The 14,591-nt window shown below is 57.8% G+C and carries 15 protein-coding genes; 10 read left to right on the plus strand and 5 right to left on the minus strand.

The window, feature by feature from the left end:
* Positions 1 to 149 precede the first annotated feature (149 nt).
* A complete protein-coding gene (locus tag ACUTSW_RS00315; protein WP_445583393.1) occupies positions 150 to 1,436 on the plus strand; it encodes an NRAMP family divalent metal transporter in 1,287 nt (428 codons plus the stop codon).
* Positions 1,437 to 1,569: 133 nt separating this feature from the next.
* Positions 1,570 to 1,785, plus strand: a complete 216-nt coding sequence (locus tag ACUTSW_RS00320) for a glycogen synthesis protein (RefSeq protein ID WP_073440446.1) — start codon at positions 1,570 to 1,572, stop codon at positions 1,783 to 1,785.
* Between the two features lie 64 nt (positions 1,786 to 1,849).
* Here ACUTSW_RS00320 and ACUTSW_RS00325 read toward each other — a convergent pair whose 3' ends face one another.
* Together ACUTSW_RS00325 and ACUTSW_RS00330 are read right to left on the minus strand one after the other, a co-directional pair.
* A complete protein-coding gene (locus ACUTSW_RS00325; RefSeq protein ID WP_445583394.1) occupies positions 1,850 to 2,764 on the minus strand; it encodes a pyridoxamine 5'-phosphate oxidase family protein in 915 nt (304 codons plus the stop codon).
* 5 nt (positions 2,765 to 2,769) lie between these two features.
* Entirely contained in the window at positions 2,770 to 3,387 is a 618-nt protein-coding gene (locus ACUTSW_RS00330) for a glutathione S-transferase (protein ID WP_445583395.1), read from the minus strand.
* Positions 3,388 to 3,485: 98 nt separating this feature from the next.
* Between ACUTSW_RS00330 and ACUTSW_RS00335 the strand changes: the two genes are divergently transcribed.
* The 8 genes from ACUTSW_RS00335 (at position 3,486) to ACUTSW_RS00370 (ending at position 11,426) form a co-directional block, all read left to right on the plus strand.
* Entirely contained in the window at positions 3,486 to 4,385 is a 900-nt protein-coding gene (locus ACUTSW_RS00335; RefSeq protein ID WP_062871268.1) for a LysR family transcriptional regulator, read from the plus strand.
* Between the two features lie 161 nt (positions 4,386 to 4,546).
* Positions 4,547 to 5,341, plus strand: coding sequence for an alpha/beta hydrolase (locus tag ACUTSW_RS00340; protein ID WP_445583396.1), 795 nt, complete (start codon positions 4,547 to 4,549; stop codon positions 5,339 to 5,341).
* A 3-nt stretch (positions 5,342 to 5,344) separates the two neighbouring features.
* Positions 5,345 to 5,716, plus strand: coding sequence for a RidA family protein (locus ACUTSW_RS00345; RefSeq protein WP_445583397.1), 372 nt, complete (start codon positions 5,345 to 5,347; stop codon positions 5,714 to 5,716).
* A gap of 60 nt (positions 5,717 to 5,776) precedes the next feature.
* Positions 5,777 to 6,964 (plus strand): amino acid aminotransferase, encoded by a 1,188-nt coding sequence (locus ACUTSW_RS00350; protein ID WP_445583398.1) that lies wholly within the window; start codon positions 5,777 to 5,779, stop codon positions 6,962 to 6,964.
* 18 nt (positions 6,965 to 6,982) lie between these two features.
* Positions 6,983 to 8,383, plus strand: coding sequence for an amino acid permease (locus tag ACUTSW_RS00355; RefSeq protein WP_445583399.1), 1,401 nt, complete (start codon positions 6,983 to 6,985; stop codon positions 8,381 to 8,383).
* Positions 8,384 to 8,477: 94 nt separating this feature from the next.
* Positions 8,478 to 9,395 (plus strand): DMT family transporter, encoded by a 918-nt coding sequence (locus tag ACUTSW_RS00360; RefSeq protein ID WP_445583400.1) that lies wholly within the window; start codon positions 8,478 to 8,480, stop codon positions 9,393 to 9,395.
* Between the two features lie 187 nt (positions 9,396 to 9,582).
* Entirely contained in the window at positions 9,583 to 10,359 is a 777-nt protein-coding gene (locus ACUTSW_RS00365; protein ID WP_445584429.1) for an MBL fold metallo-hydrolase, read from the plus strand.
* A gap of 104 nt (positions 10,360 to 10,463) precedes the next feature.
* A complete protein-coding gene (locus ACUTSW_RS00370; RefSeq protein WP_445583401.1) occupies positions 10,464 to 11,426 on the plus strand; it encodes a GlxA family transcriptional regulator in 963 nt (320 codons plus the stop codon).
* A 46-nt stretch (positions 11,427 to 11,472) separates the two neighbouring features.
* Here ACUTSW_RS00370 and pdxR read toward each other — a convergent pair whose 3' ends face one another.
* The 3 genes from pdxR to paaX form a co-directional block, all read right to left on the minus strand.
* Entirely contained in the window at positions 11,473 to 12,954 is a 1,482-nt protein-coding gene (gene pdxR, locus ACUTSW_RS00375) for a MocR-like pyridoxine biosynthesis transcription factor PdxR (RefSeq protein WP_445583402.1), read from the minus strand.
* Positions 12,955 to 13,035: 81 nt separating this feature from the next.
* Positions 13,036 to 13,632, minus strand: a complete 597-nt coding sequence (gene paaY, locus ACUTSW_RS00380) for a phenylacetic acid degradation protein PaaY (protein WP_445583403.1) — start codon at positions 13,630 to 13,632, stop codon at positions 13,036 to 13,038.
* 2 nt (positions 13,633 to 13,634) lie between these two features.
* Complete coding sequence (gene paaX / locus ACUTSW_RS00385) at positions 13,635 to 14,579, minus strand: phenylacetic acid degradation operon negative regulatory protein PaaX (RefSeq protein WP_006326257.1); 945 nt, start codon at positions 14,577 to 14,579, stop codon at positions 13,635 to 13,637.
* Positions 14,580 to 14,591: the final 12 nt, after the last annotated feature.

Here is a 14,591-nt window from a genome sequence, read left to right on the forward strand (position 1 = left end):
GCCAATACCACTGTAGCCCTCTTTGGCGGTTCTTTCTTCGCAACGTGCGTCGATACGGACACATAGCGACACGGTTAATTGCCGCCTGCCCGGCGGTGACGCACTAAAATAGAGGTATGACGATCGATTTCCTGCCGAGGGAAACGACAATGAACAACAACGAAAAAGAAGAGGAGGCCGGCAATAAATCCTGGCTGAAAAAACTGGGGCCGGGGCTGATTACCGGAGCCGCCGATGACGATCCCAGCGGTATCGCCACTTACTCGCAGGGCGGGGCGCAGTTCGGTTTCGGCATGCTGTGGACATTGATTTTCACTTACCCGTTAATGGTCGGCATTCAGATCATCAGCGCCAAAATAGGCCGCGTCAGCGGTCACGGGCTGGCCACCAATATCCGTCTTCATTACCCGGTTTCGATACTTTACGGCATCGTGGGGCTATTACTGATCGCCAATACCATCAACATTGCCGCAGACGTTGCCGCGATGGGCGGGGCGCTGAAGTTACTGATCGGCGGCCCGTCGCAGGGATATGCGTTGGGATTCGGCCTGATATCGCTATTGTTGCAGGTGCTGATCCCTTACCAGCGTTATGTGCGGGTATTGAAATGGCTAACGTTGGTGCTGTTAACCTATATCGGCGTGATCTTTGCGGTGCAAATTCCCTGGCTGCAGGTGATGCAAAAGACGCTATTACCCGCCATTGTCTGGCAACCGGGTTACATCACCATGGTGGTGGCCATCTTCGGCACCACCATCAGCCCTTATCTGTTTTTTTGGCAGGCCTCGCTCGAGGTTGAGGATATGGATGCCCAACCGGGAGCCAAAGCGCTGAACCAGGCACCGGAACAGGCCGGGGCGAATTTTCGGCGGATTAGGCTCGATACTCTGGTGGGCATGGGGTTCTCCAATATCGTTGCCTTCTTCATCATGCTGACCACCGCCGTCACGTTAAATCTGCACCATGTTACGGATATCCAAACCTCGGCTCAGGCGGCTTCGGCGCTGCGGCCGATTGCCGGCGAGTTCGCGTTCTGGCTGTTCAGCGCAGGTATCATCGGCACCGGTCTGCTGGCGGTGCCGGTACTGGCGGGGTCGGCCGCCTATGCGCTGTCCGGAGCGTTTCAGTGGAAAAACAGCCTGGCGGCCAAACCGATGGCGGATCGGCATTTCTATGGCGTTATTGCCGTGTCGATGCTGTTGGGCATTGCGATTTGTTTTATGCCGATAGATCCGATCAAGGCGCTGTTTTGGAGCGCGGTAATCAACGGCGTGTTATCCATTCCCATCATGGTCATCATGATGTTGATGGCGAGCAATACGAAGGTGATGGGACGGTTCGTCATTAACCCTTGGCTGGCCGGGTTGGGGTGGTTATGCACCACAATGATGGTATTGGCGGTTCTCGCCATGTTTTGGGCAATGTTGCGAGGATAGGCCGGTAAGCCATCGCCGGCGTTTATTTCATCGACAAAGCGCACCTTCTGTACAAAAAACAGTCGTCGCCGGGACGATACTGAACTCAGTAAGCATATGTCCCTTTTCGAGATAACAAAAAGGAGTGTGCAGAATGGTAAATTCAGTGAATCGGCACCTTGCGGCCTACAGCAGCAACATGGATTTCCTCGCTTCCAGCATTGCGCTGATGGAGTGGCAGGGGCGCGAAATCGACGCCGGCAAGGTGGCCGGCAATATGTCGGAAGCGCAAAGTCGTTTGTTTTTTGAGCGCCTGAGCTATTTTCGCCAGCTTTATCAGGCCACCTCGATGGCGGAACACAGCCTATAAATCCTTATCACCCCGACCCCGACCCCGACCCCGACCCCGCCAACGCGGGGTTTTTTATGATGACTTACCCTTGCCACACCCCGGTGTTCAGCGTGGCCGGAGAGTATTCCAGGTTGCGGCCGCGCCAGGGTAAAGCCTGCGGGAAGCGCCACGCACTGTGCATATCAAACCGCCAGTAACGTTCTGCCCCCTCCACCCCGTGGTCGATATCCGTTTGCCAGAGGATCTGCGTTTCCCCTTGCAGATGCAAAATATCGCCATTGTCGAAATCGACAAACAACAGCGCCGCCCGGGGTTGGGCCAGCAGATTACCGAGGGTGTTCATATAGCGGTTGCCGCGAAAATCCGGGATCCACAGGCGGTTGTCCGCCAGATGGATAAACCCCGGCTTGCCGCCACGGTGCGACATATCCATGCCGCCCTGCGCCAGCCCGGAGTGAGCGCAACTGGCGACGAAAAAGGTGTCCGCCCGCCGGATCAGCGCCTGCGCACCAGCATCCAGCGCAGGAAGATATTCAATCGGCGCAGGATCAGCGGCCACCGGGTAAAGCTCGCGCCGCTGAATATATTGCGGGCAGTTGCCAAAGCTTTGCCGGACCTCGATTTCAATGCGGTTTTTGTCGGTGCGGCCAATCACGCCGTTGGCGCGGTTGCGCCTGCGGTTGCTGAAATCCAGCCCCAACGCGCCAACCAGTTTGCCGCTTTGCAATGCGGCCTGCGCCGGATCGTCGTTGCGGCGCGGCGCGCTGATCCGCAGGTGGGTGTCATCCGGCGTGCGCAGAAAACCGGGCGGGCCGCTGAACAGCGTAGCGACCGGCCAGCCCTGATCGTCCAGCGTGGCGACGAACAGGTAGGGCAGCGCGGCGAAAAATTCGCGGTGCTGGTCGGGCATGGCGGCATAAATACCTGCGCCCACGCGGTCAAAACCGGCCAATGCCTGGGCGCGCACTTCATCGGGGTGGAACAGCGGCTGTGTCATCAGCGTTACCTCGCGGTGGGTTCCGGCAGCGCCGGCATGGCGAAGAAACCAGGCAGAGCGGCGATGCGCGCGACCCAACGCAGGATCGCCGGATAGGGCGCCAGCGAGATGCCGCCTTCCGGCGCTACTGCCACGTAACTGTAGCAGGCCAAATCACCGATGGTGGCGTGTTCCGTCGCCAGGAAATCACGTTCCGCCAGATGCAGTTCCATCTGCTGCAGGAAGCGCGCCGCGATCGCCAGCGCAGCCTGATAATCCTCCGGAGCGGAAAATTGGGCGATCAGCCTGCTGGAGGCCGGGCCATAGCGGACCTCTCCGGCAGCTTTGGACAACCATACTTGCACCTGCGCCGAGGCCTGCGGCGTTTCCGGTAGCCAGTGACTGCCCGGCGCGTAGCGTTTGACCAGATACACCAAAATGGCGTTGCTGTCGGCGAGCGCCAAGTCGCCATCCACCAGCACCGGGATTTGGCCAAACGGATTGAGGCGGTGGAAAGCCTCGCTCTGGCGCACGCTGGCGGGGGCTTCGATAAATTCGTAGGGCAGGTCAAGCATGCGCAGCAGTAACGCCACGCGATGAACGTGGCCGGAAAGCGGGGTACCGTACAGTTTGAGGGTTTGCATAATGAGGCTCCTGAATAATTTTTATCAGCATACTCTTGCGGGCAGCGAGCGGAATCCGGCAATGTAGAAATTGATAATTTCACATTTTGGAAGAATCTATGGATCGGTTGGACGAACTGGCTATCTTTGTGGCGGTGATTCAGCACGGCAGCCTGGCTGCGGCCGGGCGCAAGCTGCGGCGTTCCGCGCCAGCGATTACCCGTGCGATTGCCTCGCTGGAGCAGCGCTTTGGCGCCCGCTTGGTGGAGCGCACCACCCGGCGGCTGGCACCGACCGAGGCGGGTTTGCGGCTGGCGGAGCGTGCGCGCCTGCTGCTGCATGACTATGACTCGGCGGTGCTGGACACGGCGGACAGCCAGCTCTCCGGCCTGTTGCGCGTCACCTCGCCGGTGCAGTTCGGGCGCAAACACGTGGCGCCGCTGGTGATGGCATTTCTTGACCGCTATCCGCAGATGCAGATTGAAATGGTGCTCAACGATCGCAACCTGGATTTGATCGACGAAGGGCTGGATGTGGCGGTGCGCATTGGTCATCAGCAGGATTCTTCCCGGGTGGCGCGCCGGTTGGGGCAGGTGTCGCGGGTTACGGTCGCCAGCCCGGCTTATCTGGCGCGGCGCGGTGAACCGCAACACCCGGCGCAGTTGACCGATCATGATACCATTGTCGGTACCCAACGCGCGTCGCTGCGCGAATGGCGTTTTGGCCCGCAGGAAAATGGCGAGCGGGTGCGTCTGACGCCCCGGCTGTTGATCAACGAGGTGGAAACCCAACTGCTGGCGGTGCGGGCAGGCAAGGGCATCGCCCGATTATTGTCGTATCAGGTGGCGGACGATCTGGCGGCGGGCACGCTGGTGCGTTTGCTGCCGGCGTATGAACCCTTGCCGATGCCGGTGCAACTGGTGGCGCAGAACGTGCAGCGCATGCCGCTGAAGGTGCGCACCTTCTGGGACTACGCCTGGCAAGAATTAAGCCGGTTGGCACAAATTCAGCCGGTATAAACCGGCGAATCAATACCGATAAGTTTCACTGGTTAAACTTATTTGGCGCAAAAATAAGATTTATTTTACCGCGCACGCATTGCTGCGGTTCCCTTCTTGACAATATTTTTGCCGATGCTAATAGTTAACGCACATCTTAAATAATAAACGAAGTTTAATATATGAAACTTGTCCCGGGAAGTTATGATAACGGTTCGGCGGTAGATAATGAAAATGAGATCCTGAGCTCATTTCAAATCCGCAGCCAGGTCGTTTATCAGCAAGTACGCAGCGAGCTTAATATTTCTTATGGTTATTCAGAACGGGAAGTTTTTGATTGGTTATATTCTGATGCGCCCTCTAAAGGAACATTAATATTTATTCACGGCGGTTATTGGCAATTTTGCCGTAAAGACGACTTCGCTTTTATTGCCGAGGTGCCATTGGCTCTGGGCTTTGATGTGGTGTTGCTGGAATATACGTTGGCGCCGGTGGCGACACTGGACGATATTTGCCGGCAAATCGGCGCGGCGCTGGATGCCATTGAACGGCGGCTGGCACCGCAAAAGAACGCCCCGGTCTATTTGTGCGGCCATTCCGCCGGCGGGCATTTGGCCAGTTATTGGCAGCAGCATCCTGTTGTTGATGCGGTATTGCCCATCAGCGGCATTTTTGAGTTGGAACCGCTGTTAAGCACTTACGTAAACCGGCAATTGCAACTGACCCGGCGGCAAATCACGCAGCTGAGCCCGGCGCGCCATATTCCTGAACAGCTAAAACCCATGACGCTGTTTTACGGCGCAGCCGAACTGCCGGAGCTAATAGGGCAGTCGCTTCATTATTACGCCGCGCTACGGGAGAAAAACCTGCCGGCTGAGCTGGTTGCCGTAGCGGGAGCCAATCATTACAACGTACTGGATGCGCTGTTCGCCGCTGACGGGGCGCTGATCCGGCAGTTAATCACCACGGGGAAATAAACCATGCGCAGCATCGTTGATACCGGCCTGCCGGAGATTGAGCAACCCTTTTCCTGGGCCACCAAAGGCGGGGGCATGTTGTTCACTGCCCACGGCCCGGTCAGGCCAGACGGCAGTATTGAAACCGGTGCGCCGGAAAGCCAGATTACCCTGACGTTCGATAATCTGGCGCAAACGCTGAAAGCGGCCAATAGCCACAGCGATAACGTATTGCAGGTGATTGTTTATCTCACCGATGTGAATGACGTTAAATTACTCGATGAGATTTATAAAAAATACTTTAATTACCCTTACCCCAATCGCTCAACCGTGATTGTCGATAAATTGGTAGTGCCGGGAATGAAAATAGAAATAACCGTCAGCGCCACGGCCTGAGTCGCATTTAATTATTACCTTCACCAGTCAATTCATTAAATAATGAATTAAGGAATCGCTATGTTTAATCATATCGGCGCGTCTGTGCCCGATCCTATTATGTCGTTGATGGAAGCTTATATACAGGATGAAAATACGCAGAAAGTGAATCTGGGTATTGGCCTTTATTATGATCAGCAGGGCAGGATCCCGCTGATGCAGGCGGTTGAAGCGGCCGAACGGCGCTTGCTTGAACAGCGTACTCCCCACGGTTACCCGCCGATAGAAGGTTCGCCGCTGTTTACCCAACAGGTGCAAAGCTTGCTGTTTGGCGAACAGGATACCTCCGCTATCGCCACGGTACAGACCCTCGGCGGCTCCGGCGCGTTGAAGCTGGCAGCGGACTTTATCCACCACTATTTGTCCCGCCGCGATATCTGGGTGTCTGACCCGACCTGGGCCAACCATTGGGCCATCTTCGAGGGGGCCGGGCTGAAGGTTCACACCTATCCGTACTTTGATGAGGTCAGCGGCGGTCTGCGTTTTGACGCCATGCTCGATACGCTCGCCAGCCTGCCGGAGGGCAGCGTGGTGCTGCTGCACCCTTGTTGCCACAACCCGACCGGCACCGATCTCACTCAGGCGCAGTGGCGCGCCACGATCGAGGTGCTGCAACGCCGCCGGCTGCTGCCGTTCTTCGATATCGCCTATCAGGGGTTTGGCGACGGCCTGGCAGAAGATGGTTTTGCGTTGCATGAGGCGCTGAAAACCGATCTGGAATTTTTGGTCGCCAACTCGTTTTCTAAAAATGTCGCGCTGTACGGCCAGCGGCTGGGGGGCTTGTCGGTGCGCTGTGGCAGCCCGCAAAGCGCGGTGAACGTGAAGGGCGCTTTGAAAACGCTGATCCGCCGCAGCTACTCCTGCCCGCCGACCCATGGCAGCCGGATTGTGGAGACTCTGTTGGCGGACGCAGCGCTGCGACACCAGTGGGAAAGTGAACTGGCCGGCATGCGCCAGCGCATTAAGCAGATGCGCCAAATTCTGGCCGCAGGGCTGGAGCAGGGCGGTTCACGGCTGGATCACCGTCGCATCCGCGATCAGAAAGGCATGTTCAGCTATACCGGGCTGAACCAACAGCAACTTGCCCGGCTGCGGCAAGAGTATGCCATTTATCTGGTGGCGCCCGGCCGCATGTGCCTGCCTGGCCTGAACCAAAATAATGTCGATTACGTTACTGCCGCCATGCTGGACGTCACCCGCGCTGTGTGAAAAAGGTAGGACATTGCCATGAAAGAGATGAAAGGTTTTGACGAAATAGCCCGGCGACAGGGCGGGTTGAAAAAGCAGCTCACCGCCGGGCAGATGTCGATGCTGGCGATAGGCGGCGCGATCGGCACCGGGCTGTTTCTCGGCAGCGCCTATGCCATACAAATGGCTGGCCCCAGCGTGTTGCTGAGCTATTTTATCGGCGGCGTGGTGGCTTTATTGCTGATGGGATGCCTGGCGGAGATGACCTCCGAACACCCGACGCCCGGTTCTTTTGGCGACTACGCCGAGTTTTATATCAGCCCGCTGTTCGGTTTTTTGGTGCGCTACTCTTATTGGTCTTGCGTGGTGCTGGCGGTAGGTACCGAAGTTACCGCCATCGGCATGTACATGCAGTTCTGGTTCCCCAGCACGCCAATTTGGCCCTGGGTGCTGCTGTTTTCTGCGGCGGTGATCGCCATCAATGTGATTGGCGTCAAATCGTTCGGCCAAGTGGAGTACGCGCTGTCGACCATCAAGGTGGTGGCGATTGCGGCCTTTATCGCCATTGGCATCGGTATATTGGCGTTTTCCGCCAACCCGGCCTTTGGTTTTAAAAACTTTACCGACAACGGCGGCTTCTTCCCCTTTGGCGTCAAAGGTATGTGGTTCGCGGTGATCGTCTCCATTTTCAGTTACCTGAGCATTGAGATGATTGCGGTGGCCGCCGGGGAAGCCAAAAACCCGGTGATTGCGGTCAAAACCGCCTTCAAGGGCACCATTTTGCGGTTGTTTATCTTTTACATGCTGTCGATTGCGCTGATGCTGGCGATCGTACCCTGGCGGCAGTCCGGTACCGGCGAAAGCCCGTTCCTGGTGGCGATGAACGTGATCCATCTGCCCGCCGCCGCCGGTATCTTCAACTTCATCGTACTGGTGGCCGCGCTGTCGGCGATGAACAGCCAACTGTACATCACCACCCGCATGATGTTTTCACTTTCCCGCGCCGGGCAGGCTCCCGCTGCGCTGGGCCGCGTCAGCCAACGCGGCATACCGGTGAGCGCGTTGGCCATGTCCTGTATCGGCATTGTGGTGTCGATCGTGCTGAGCCTGGTTTATCCGGAAAAATCGTTCGCTGCCATGATGTCGATCTCGGTGTATGGCGCCTGCTTTACCTGGTTGATGATCTTTGTCACTCATCTGTTTTTCCGCCGTCAGCACCGCAAAACCCACCTGAAATTCCGCATGTGGGGCTTCCCCTACACTACGCTGGCGGGAGCCGGTTTGATGGCTGCGTTGCTGATCTCGACGGCGTTCACCGAATTTTTCAAAATGACGCTGTGGTTTGGCATTCCGTTCACCCTGCTGCTGGCGGCGGTCTATTTCTTCTATAGCCGTCACCAGCCCGTGCCTGTTCGGGTGGAAACGACGGGCGCAGAGTAAACCGGTCTGCTGAAAATGTGTCTATGTGGCTCTGGCAATAAACCACTTTATCCGGAGAATGACCCCTCTTTGAAGCGAGTGGAGCCTTATTGGAATGACAAGTCAGACAGCAAAAACCGGGGTTAACGTTGGCGGGGTGCATGCGGGCGCCACGCGTTCGGCGCAGGGTTGGGTCAACGGTTTTATGGGGATGTTGATTTTCAGCGGCTCCTTGCCCGCCACCCGGGTGGCGGTGCTGGAGTTTGATCCGGTATTCCTGACGGCGATGAGGGCGACGATTGCCGCGCTGCTGGCCCTGAGCGCGCTGTTGTTGATGCGCCAGCGTTGGCCTCGGCGCGCTGATATCGCGCCGCTGATTTTTGTCGCCGTCGGGGTGGTGATCGGTTTTCCGCTGCTGACGGCATTAGCCTTGCAACACACCACCTCGGCGCATTCAATGGTTTACATCGGCCTGCTGCCGCTCGCGACGGCCTGTTTCGGTGTTTTGCGCGGCGGGGAGCGCCCGAGGGCGGCCTTCTGGGGCTTTTCGCTGGTAGGCGGCCTGTTGGTTGGCGCTTTCGCACTGAGCCAGGGGTCTGGTGGTTCCTGGGCAGGTGATGCGCTGATGGTGGTCGCGGTGCTGCTTTGCGGATTGGGCTATGCCGAAGGGGCGGTGCTGTCCCGCCGGCTTGGCGGCTGGCAGGTGATCTCCTGGGCGCTGGTGATCGCGTTGCCGCTGGCGGCGGCGGTCGCGGCCTGGACGGCCCCGGCAGCCTGGACAGGGGTGAGCGCCGGGGCCTGGTTCTCGCTGGGTTATATTTCGCTGTTCAGCATGTGGATAGGTTTTATTTTCTGGTATCGCGGCCTGGCGCAGGGCGGTATTGCCGCGGTGGGGCAACTGCAATTGCTGCAGCCGTTCTTTGGCCTGGCGTTGGCGGGGCTGGTACTGCATGAAACCGTCCAACCGACGATGATTGCAGTGATGGCCGGCGTCGTGATTTGCGTGTTCGGCGCCAAGCGTTTTTCGCGTTAAATCCGGCCAGGTCATGTCCCATGTCGGACGAGAAGGGTGACCCGATTTCACCGCTATTTGACCTTCGGGCTACTCACCTTCTTTTCAGGGGCTCCCTATACTGGCTTCTCTACCTACAGCAGAGCGCTTGATTGCCGAGCAACCTGCATTCGACCTGTTGAGACGACCCCTATTCGGAGCCGAAAGCATGAAACTGACCCAAATTCGCAATGCCACGCTGTTGCTTGAATACGCAGGCACTAAATTTCTGATTGACCCTATGCTGTCTGACAAAGAGGCTTGGGACGGTTTTGCCGGTACGGCGCGTTCCCATCTGCGTAATCCTCTGGTGGCGCTGCCGCTATCGATTGATGCACTGCTGAATGTCGATGCCATCATTGTTACCCATACTCATAGAGATCACTGGGATGAGGCCGCGCAGGATAAAGTGGCAAAAGATAGCCTCATCCTGACTCAAAACGACAGCGATGCCGAATTGATCCGCGCTCAGGGTTTCAGTAATGTGCGCGCTCTTGAAGACAGCAATGAGTTTGCGGGCATGACCATCATCAAAACTGGCGGCCAGCACGGAAGCGATGAGGCTTATGCTAATCCCGATCTCGCTGCTCGGCTGGGTGATGCCTGTGGTCTGGTATTCAAGCACGCCGATGAAAAAACGTTATATATTGCAGGCGATACCGTCTGGGTTAAGCCTTACGTGGACAGCCTGAGCGCCTGGAAGCCTGATGTGGTGGTGTTAAATACCGGTTTTGCTCAGGTTGACGGGATCGGCGCGATTATTATGGGTAAAGACGATGTGCTGCATACGCATGAGCTTATGCCGCAGGCTATGATCGTGGCCTCCCACATGGAAGCCGTTAACCACTGTATCCTTAGCCGTGATGAACTGCGCGAGTATGCCATTGAAAAAGGTATTCAGGACAGCGTGCTGATCCCGGCAGACGGTGAAACCTGTACGTTCTGATAACATTCTCGGCCCAGTAACCGCGCAACGCCCTTTGGTGCTGAAAAGGGGGCGCGGTGTGCCGGTAAACAAAAATAGGCCGACGAGAAACGAGAACCAAATCTATGTCTGTACTTTCCGTCGCTGTCATTGCCACCCATGGTTTTAGCCCGTTCCATTTTTCGGTACCCTGCATCATTTTTGGTCAGGCAATGCCGGAACCGGGGCTGTTTGATCTGCATATTTGTGCGGAGCATCCTGGCGTAGTGCATTCTGCTATTGGGGTATCAATCAACGTTGGTGAAGGGCTGGAGGCGCTTGATTCGGCGGATATTGTCGTTGTTCCGTTCTGGAACCACCCAGAAAGCAAACCTTCCGAAGCCTTGCTTGCCTCTCTGGTAGCCGCGTGGCGACGCGGCGCAGACGTTGTGGGTCTGTGTCTGGGCACCTACGTACTGGCCTACGCGGGGTTGCTGGATCATCGTCGTGCGGCAACCCACTGGGAATTTGAACGGGACTTTACCCGCCGTTTTCCCGCAGTGCATCTGGATAGCAATGCGCTTTATACCCATGACAATCGTCTTATTACCTCGGCCGGAACCGCGGCGGGAATAGACTGTTGCCTGTACATTGTTCGTAAACATTACGGCAGCACGCTGGCTAACCGGGTGGCCAGACGCATGGTAACGCCTCCTTATCGCGAAGGGGGGCAGGCGCAATATATTGAACGTCCGGTACCGGAAACCACGCGCGATAACAAAATCAACGAACTGCTGGATTATTTGCGTCGCAATCTCGATAAACCCCACGACCTCGATTCGCTGGCGGGATTTGTCAATATGAGCCGGCGTACCTTTACCCGCCATTTTATCAAAGCCACCGGTGTCCCCGTCGGTGAGTGGTTAAATGCCGAACGGTTGCAGCGCAGTCAGGAACTGCTTGAAAGTACCGATCACAGCGTAGAGACCGTGGCGGAATTGTCGGGTTTTCAGTCCCCGGTTTCCTTCCGCCAGCGCTTTCGGTCGCGGTTCGATATTAGCCCCAGCGAATGGCGCCGGGCATTTCGCGGTACACGAAAAGAGAAATGAGTCAGTGGCAGGGTTGCATTCAATGCAGCCCTTTTAAACCTGATGCTCAGGAGGCCGCTATCGACACCAGTACCTGATTCAGTTTTTGGGCGGCGCGGTGAATAGCCTTGTCGTCGTAACCTCCCAGCCCCAGGATCAACCCGCTTTTTCCGCTGTCAGGTGCGTACATCGGCGACAGCGCACTGACCGCCACTCCGGCCTCGGCGGCACCGGCGGCCACCCGTCGGTCATCCAGTCCCGCTTTCAACCACAATACCCGGTGCATCCCCTGGTCGCTAGGGAGCAAGGCAGCTAGATGCGGCGAAATATGCGCGTTGACGGCGTCAGTCAGCACGCGCCGCTTTTCCGCGTAGACGCCGCGCATTCTGCGGATATGGCGATCCAGATGCCCCTGCGCCATAAAGCTGGCCAGTACGTGCTGGTCGGCGGTGGGCGGGTGGCGGTCCATCAGCACTCTCGCACCGCAGAAGGCAGCCAGCAGCGGTTCCGGGACGATGGCGTAACCCAGCCGCAATGACGGGAACAGGATTTTGCTGAAGGTACCGAGGTAAATGACTCTGGCGGGATCCAACCCTTGCAGAGAGGGAAAAGGGTGACCGGCGTAGCGCATTTCACTGTCGTAATCGTCTTCGACAATCCAGGCTTTTTGCTCTTTCGCCCAGGCCAGCAGCTCAAGCCTGCGCGACATGCTCATCGGCATGCACAGCGGATACTGGTGAGACGGGGTGACAAAAGCGGCCCTGGCCCGTGGCGCTATTCTTCGGCCCGCCGCCACGTCTATACCTTGGTCATCGACCGGCACCCGTGCCATCTGCCGGTCCCTGAGCAGGTTGTCAAAGATAGCGGTAATACCGCGATAGGCGGGGTCCTCAACCCAGGCGGCGTCGCCGGCGTCCAGCAGGATTTGCGTGGCGAGATAAAGTCCCTGCTGGGTGCCGGAGGTGATGATCACCTGTTCTGGCGTACAGAGCACCGAACGCGATTTTCGCACATATTCACAGACTGCTTTGCGCAGCGGCAACTCGCCAAGAGGGTCACCGTAGCCTGATGGGGCGCCAGGCCCCCGGGCGCGGATCCGGTTGCCGAGCCGGCGCCAGACGTCATCGGGGGCAGTATCATTGATCGGTACCGAGACGGTGAAAGGGACCGGTGGCAAGGGCGCCCGTTGGGCGGAGAATTGTGCCAGCGCCTGCGCCTGGGCGGTCAGGGGAATGTCGCAGGTCTGCGGTTTTTTGGCCGGTGGCGGGGTTTTGCGATTGAGCGACAGGGCCACGCGGGTACCCGAACCGGGCAGCGCTTCCAGAAATCCTTCGGCGGTTAGCTGCTCAAAGGCGGCCAGCACCGTTCCTCTGGCGAGCTGCAAGGCGCCCGACAGCACCCGCGTCGAGGGCAGCAGATCGCCTGCTTTCAGCTCGCCTTTATGAATGGCGGCCCGCAACGCCTGGGCAAGCTGGAGGCTGAGCTGCCCCGCGTTTCGATCAAGTTCGCCGATGGCGGGGATTTCAACGGTTTTGGCGGTTCTTGGCATGGATTCCGGTCCAGGAGTCAGTGGCGATACAGGGTATTAACTGTAAACCACTTTTGAACGGAATGCGGTAGCCCGTCCCGTTTAAAGTTGGCTTTTCGGGAGCAGGTGATCGCCAAAGCTCAGGCGCTGACGACCGGGCTCCATTTCGGCCAGCGGTTCGACCTCGTTCAGCGTGGATTTGCAGCGCAGCACCAGATCATGATATTCACGCGTGCCGGTCACTTTCCACGCCAGCTCCTGTTGGGTCAGGTCGCGCAGTACTCGCGCCGGGCTGCCGACCACCAGTTTGTTGGCCTCAATCACCGCTGCCGCCTTCACGAAAGCCATGGCGCCGACGATGCTGTTCTCGCCAATCTCTGCGCCGTCCATGATCACCGCGTTCATGCCGACCATGGCGTTGCGGCGGATGCGGCAACCGTGCAGGATTGCGCCGTGGCCGATGTGGCCGTCTTCCTCGACTACGGTGTCTTGTTGCGGAAAGCCGTGCATCACGCAATTGTCCTGAATGTTGGCACCGTCGCAGATAACCAGCCGGCCAAAATCGCCGCGCAGGCTGGCGTTCGGGCCAATATAGACCTGCTTGCCGATAATCACGTCGCCAATCAGCACCGCCGTCGGATGCACATAGCTGCTCGGATCTACCACCGGCGTCAGGCCGTCAATCTGATACACAGGCATAGTTAAATCTCCTTGAGAGTATCGCGTGGCAGGCCGCCAAAGCGCCGATAATAACTTGCCGCCGGGGCGGGCAGGGAACCGATAGTGGTTTCCGCCAGCGCGCTGACATAGTCGGTCGCGGCGCGGTCTACCCGCTGATAAATGTTGATGCACAAATTGCGGGCGATTTGCCCCTCCCACTGCGCCGGTAACAGGGCGTCCGGCAACAGCGGATCTTTCAGCGCCACGCGGCGAAAGAAGTGGATCAATAATAGCTTAATCTGGAAGCAACGCTGGGGCGTCAGCAGGGCGTCGTCGGCTTCGCGCAGCAGTTGCATCAGCGGGCGGAAGGAGACGATAAACTCGTGATAACCGGCAGCCACGTCTGCCAAAGACCAGCAGGTAGCCACCAACTGTTGCAGGGTAGGTTCGGAGCGGTTGTACGGGTAGTCGGCGCGGAAATAGATCACCTGCTCGCTGGCGTTAAGCTCGCCGAGCAGTGCCGTCACGTCGGTTTGCGCATGGGTGGGCGCCGCCATCAGGTTATTGGCGATCTGGCCGAAACCCAGCCACCCCAGCTCTTTTTTCAGCCGTGCCCGCTCGCTTTTTTCCGCGCTTTCCAGCAGCAATAAATCCCATTTGCCGTCCCAGGCCGGTGGTTCGCTGAGATAAATTTTCGACTCTGCGTGGCGGAACTGGCGCATGCCCTGATCGGTCACCCGATAAAAACTGCGTCGGCCTATTTTCTCCACCGCCAACCAACCCTCTTTTTGCAGACGGAACACCGAGGTGCGAACGAAGCGATCGCCGAAACCCAACGCCTCCAGCAGCGCGCTCAGACTGCCGAGCCACACCTCGCCGCCGCGATGGCTGAGCGCATCGCCATACAGGGAGATAATCAGTGAAGTGCCGCTGATCGGCTGGGCGTCTACAGCATGGCGGATAAACTCATCCAATTTATGTTCCATATTTTTCCATGG

Source organism: Serratia sp. TSA_198.1, from assembly GCF_052686505.1.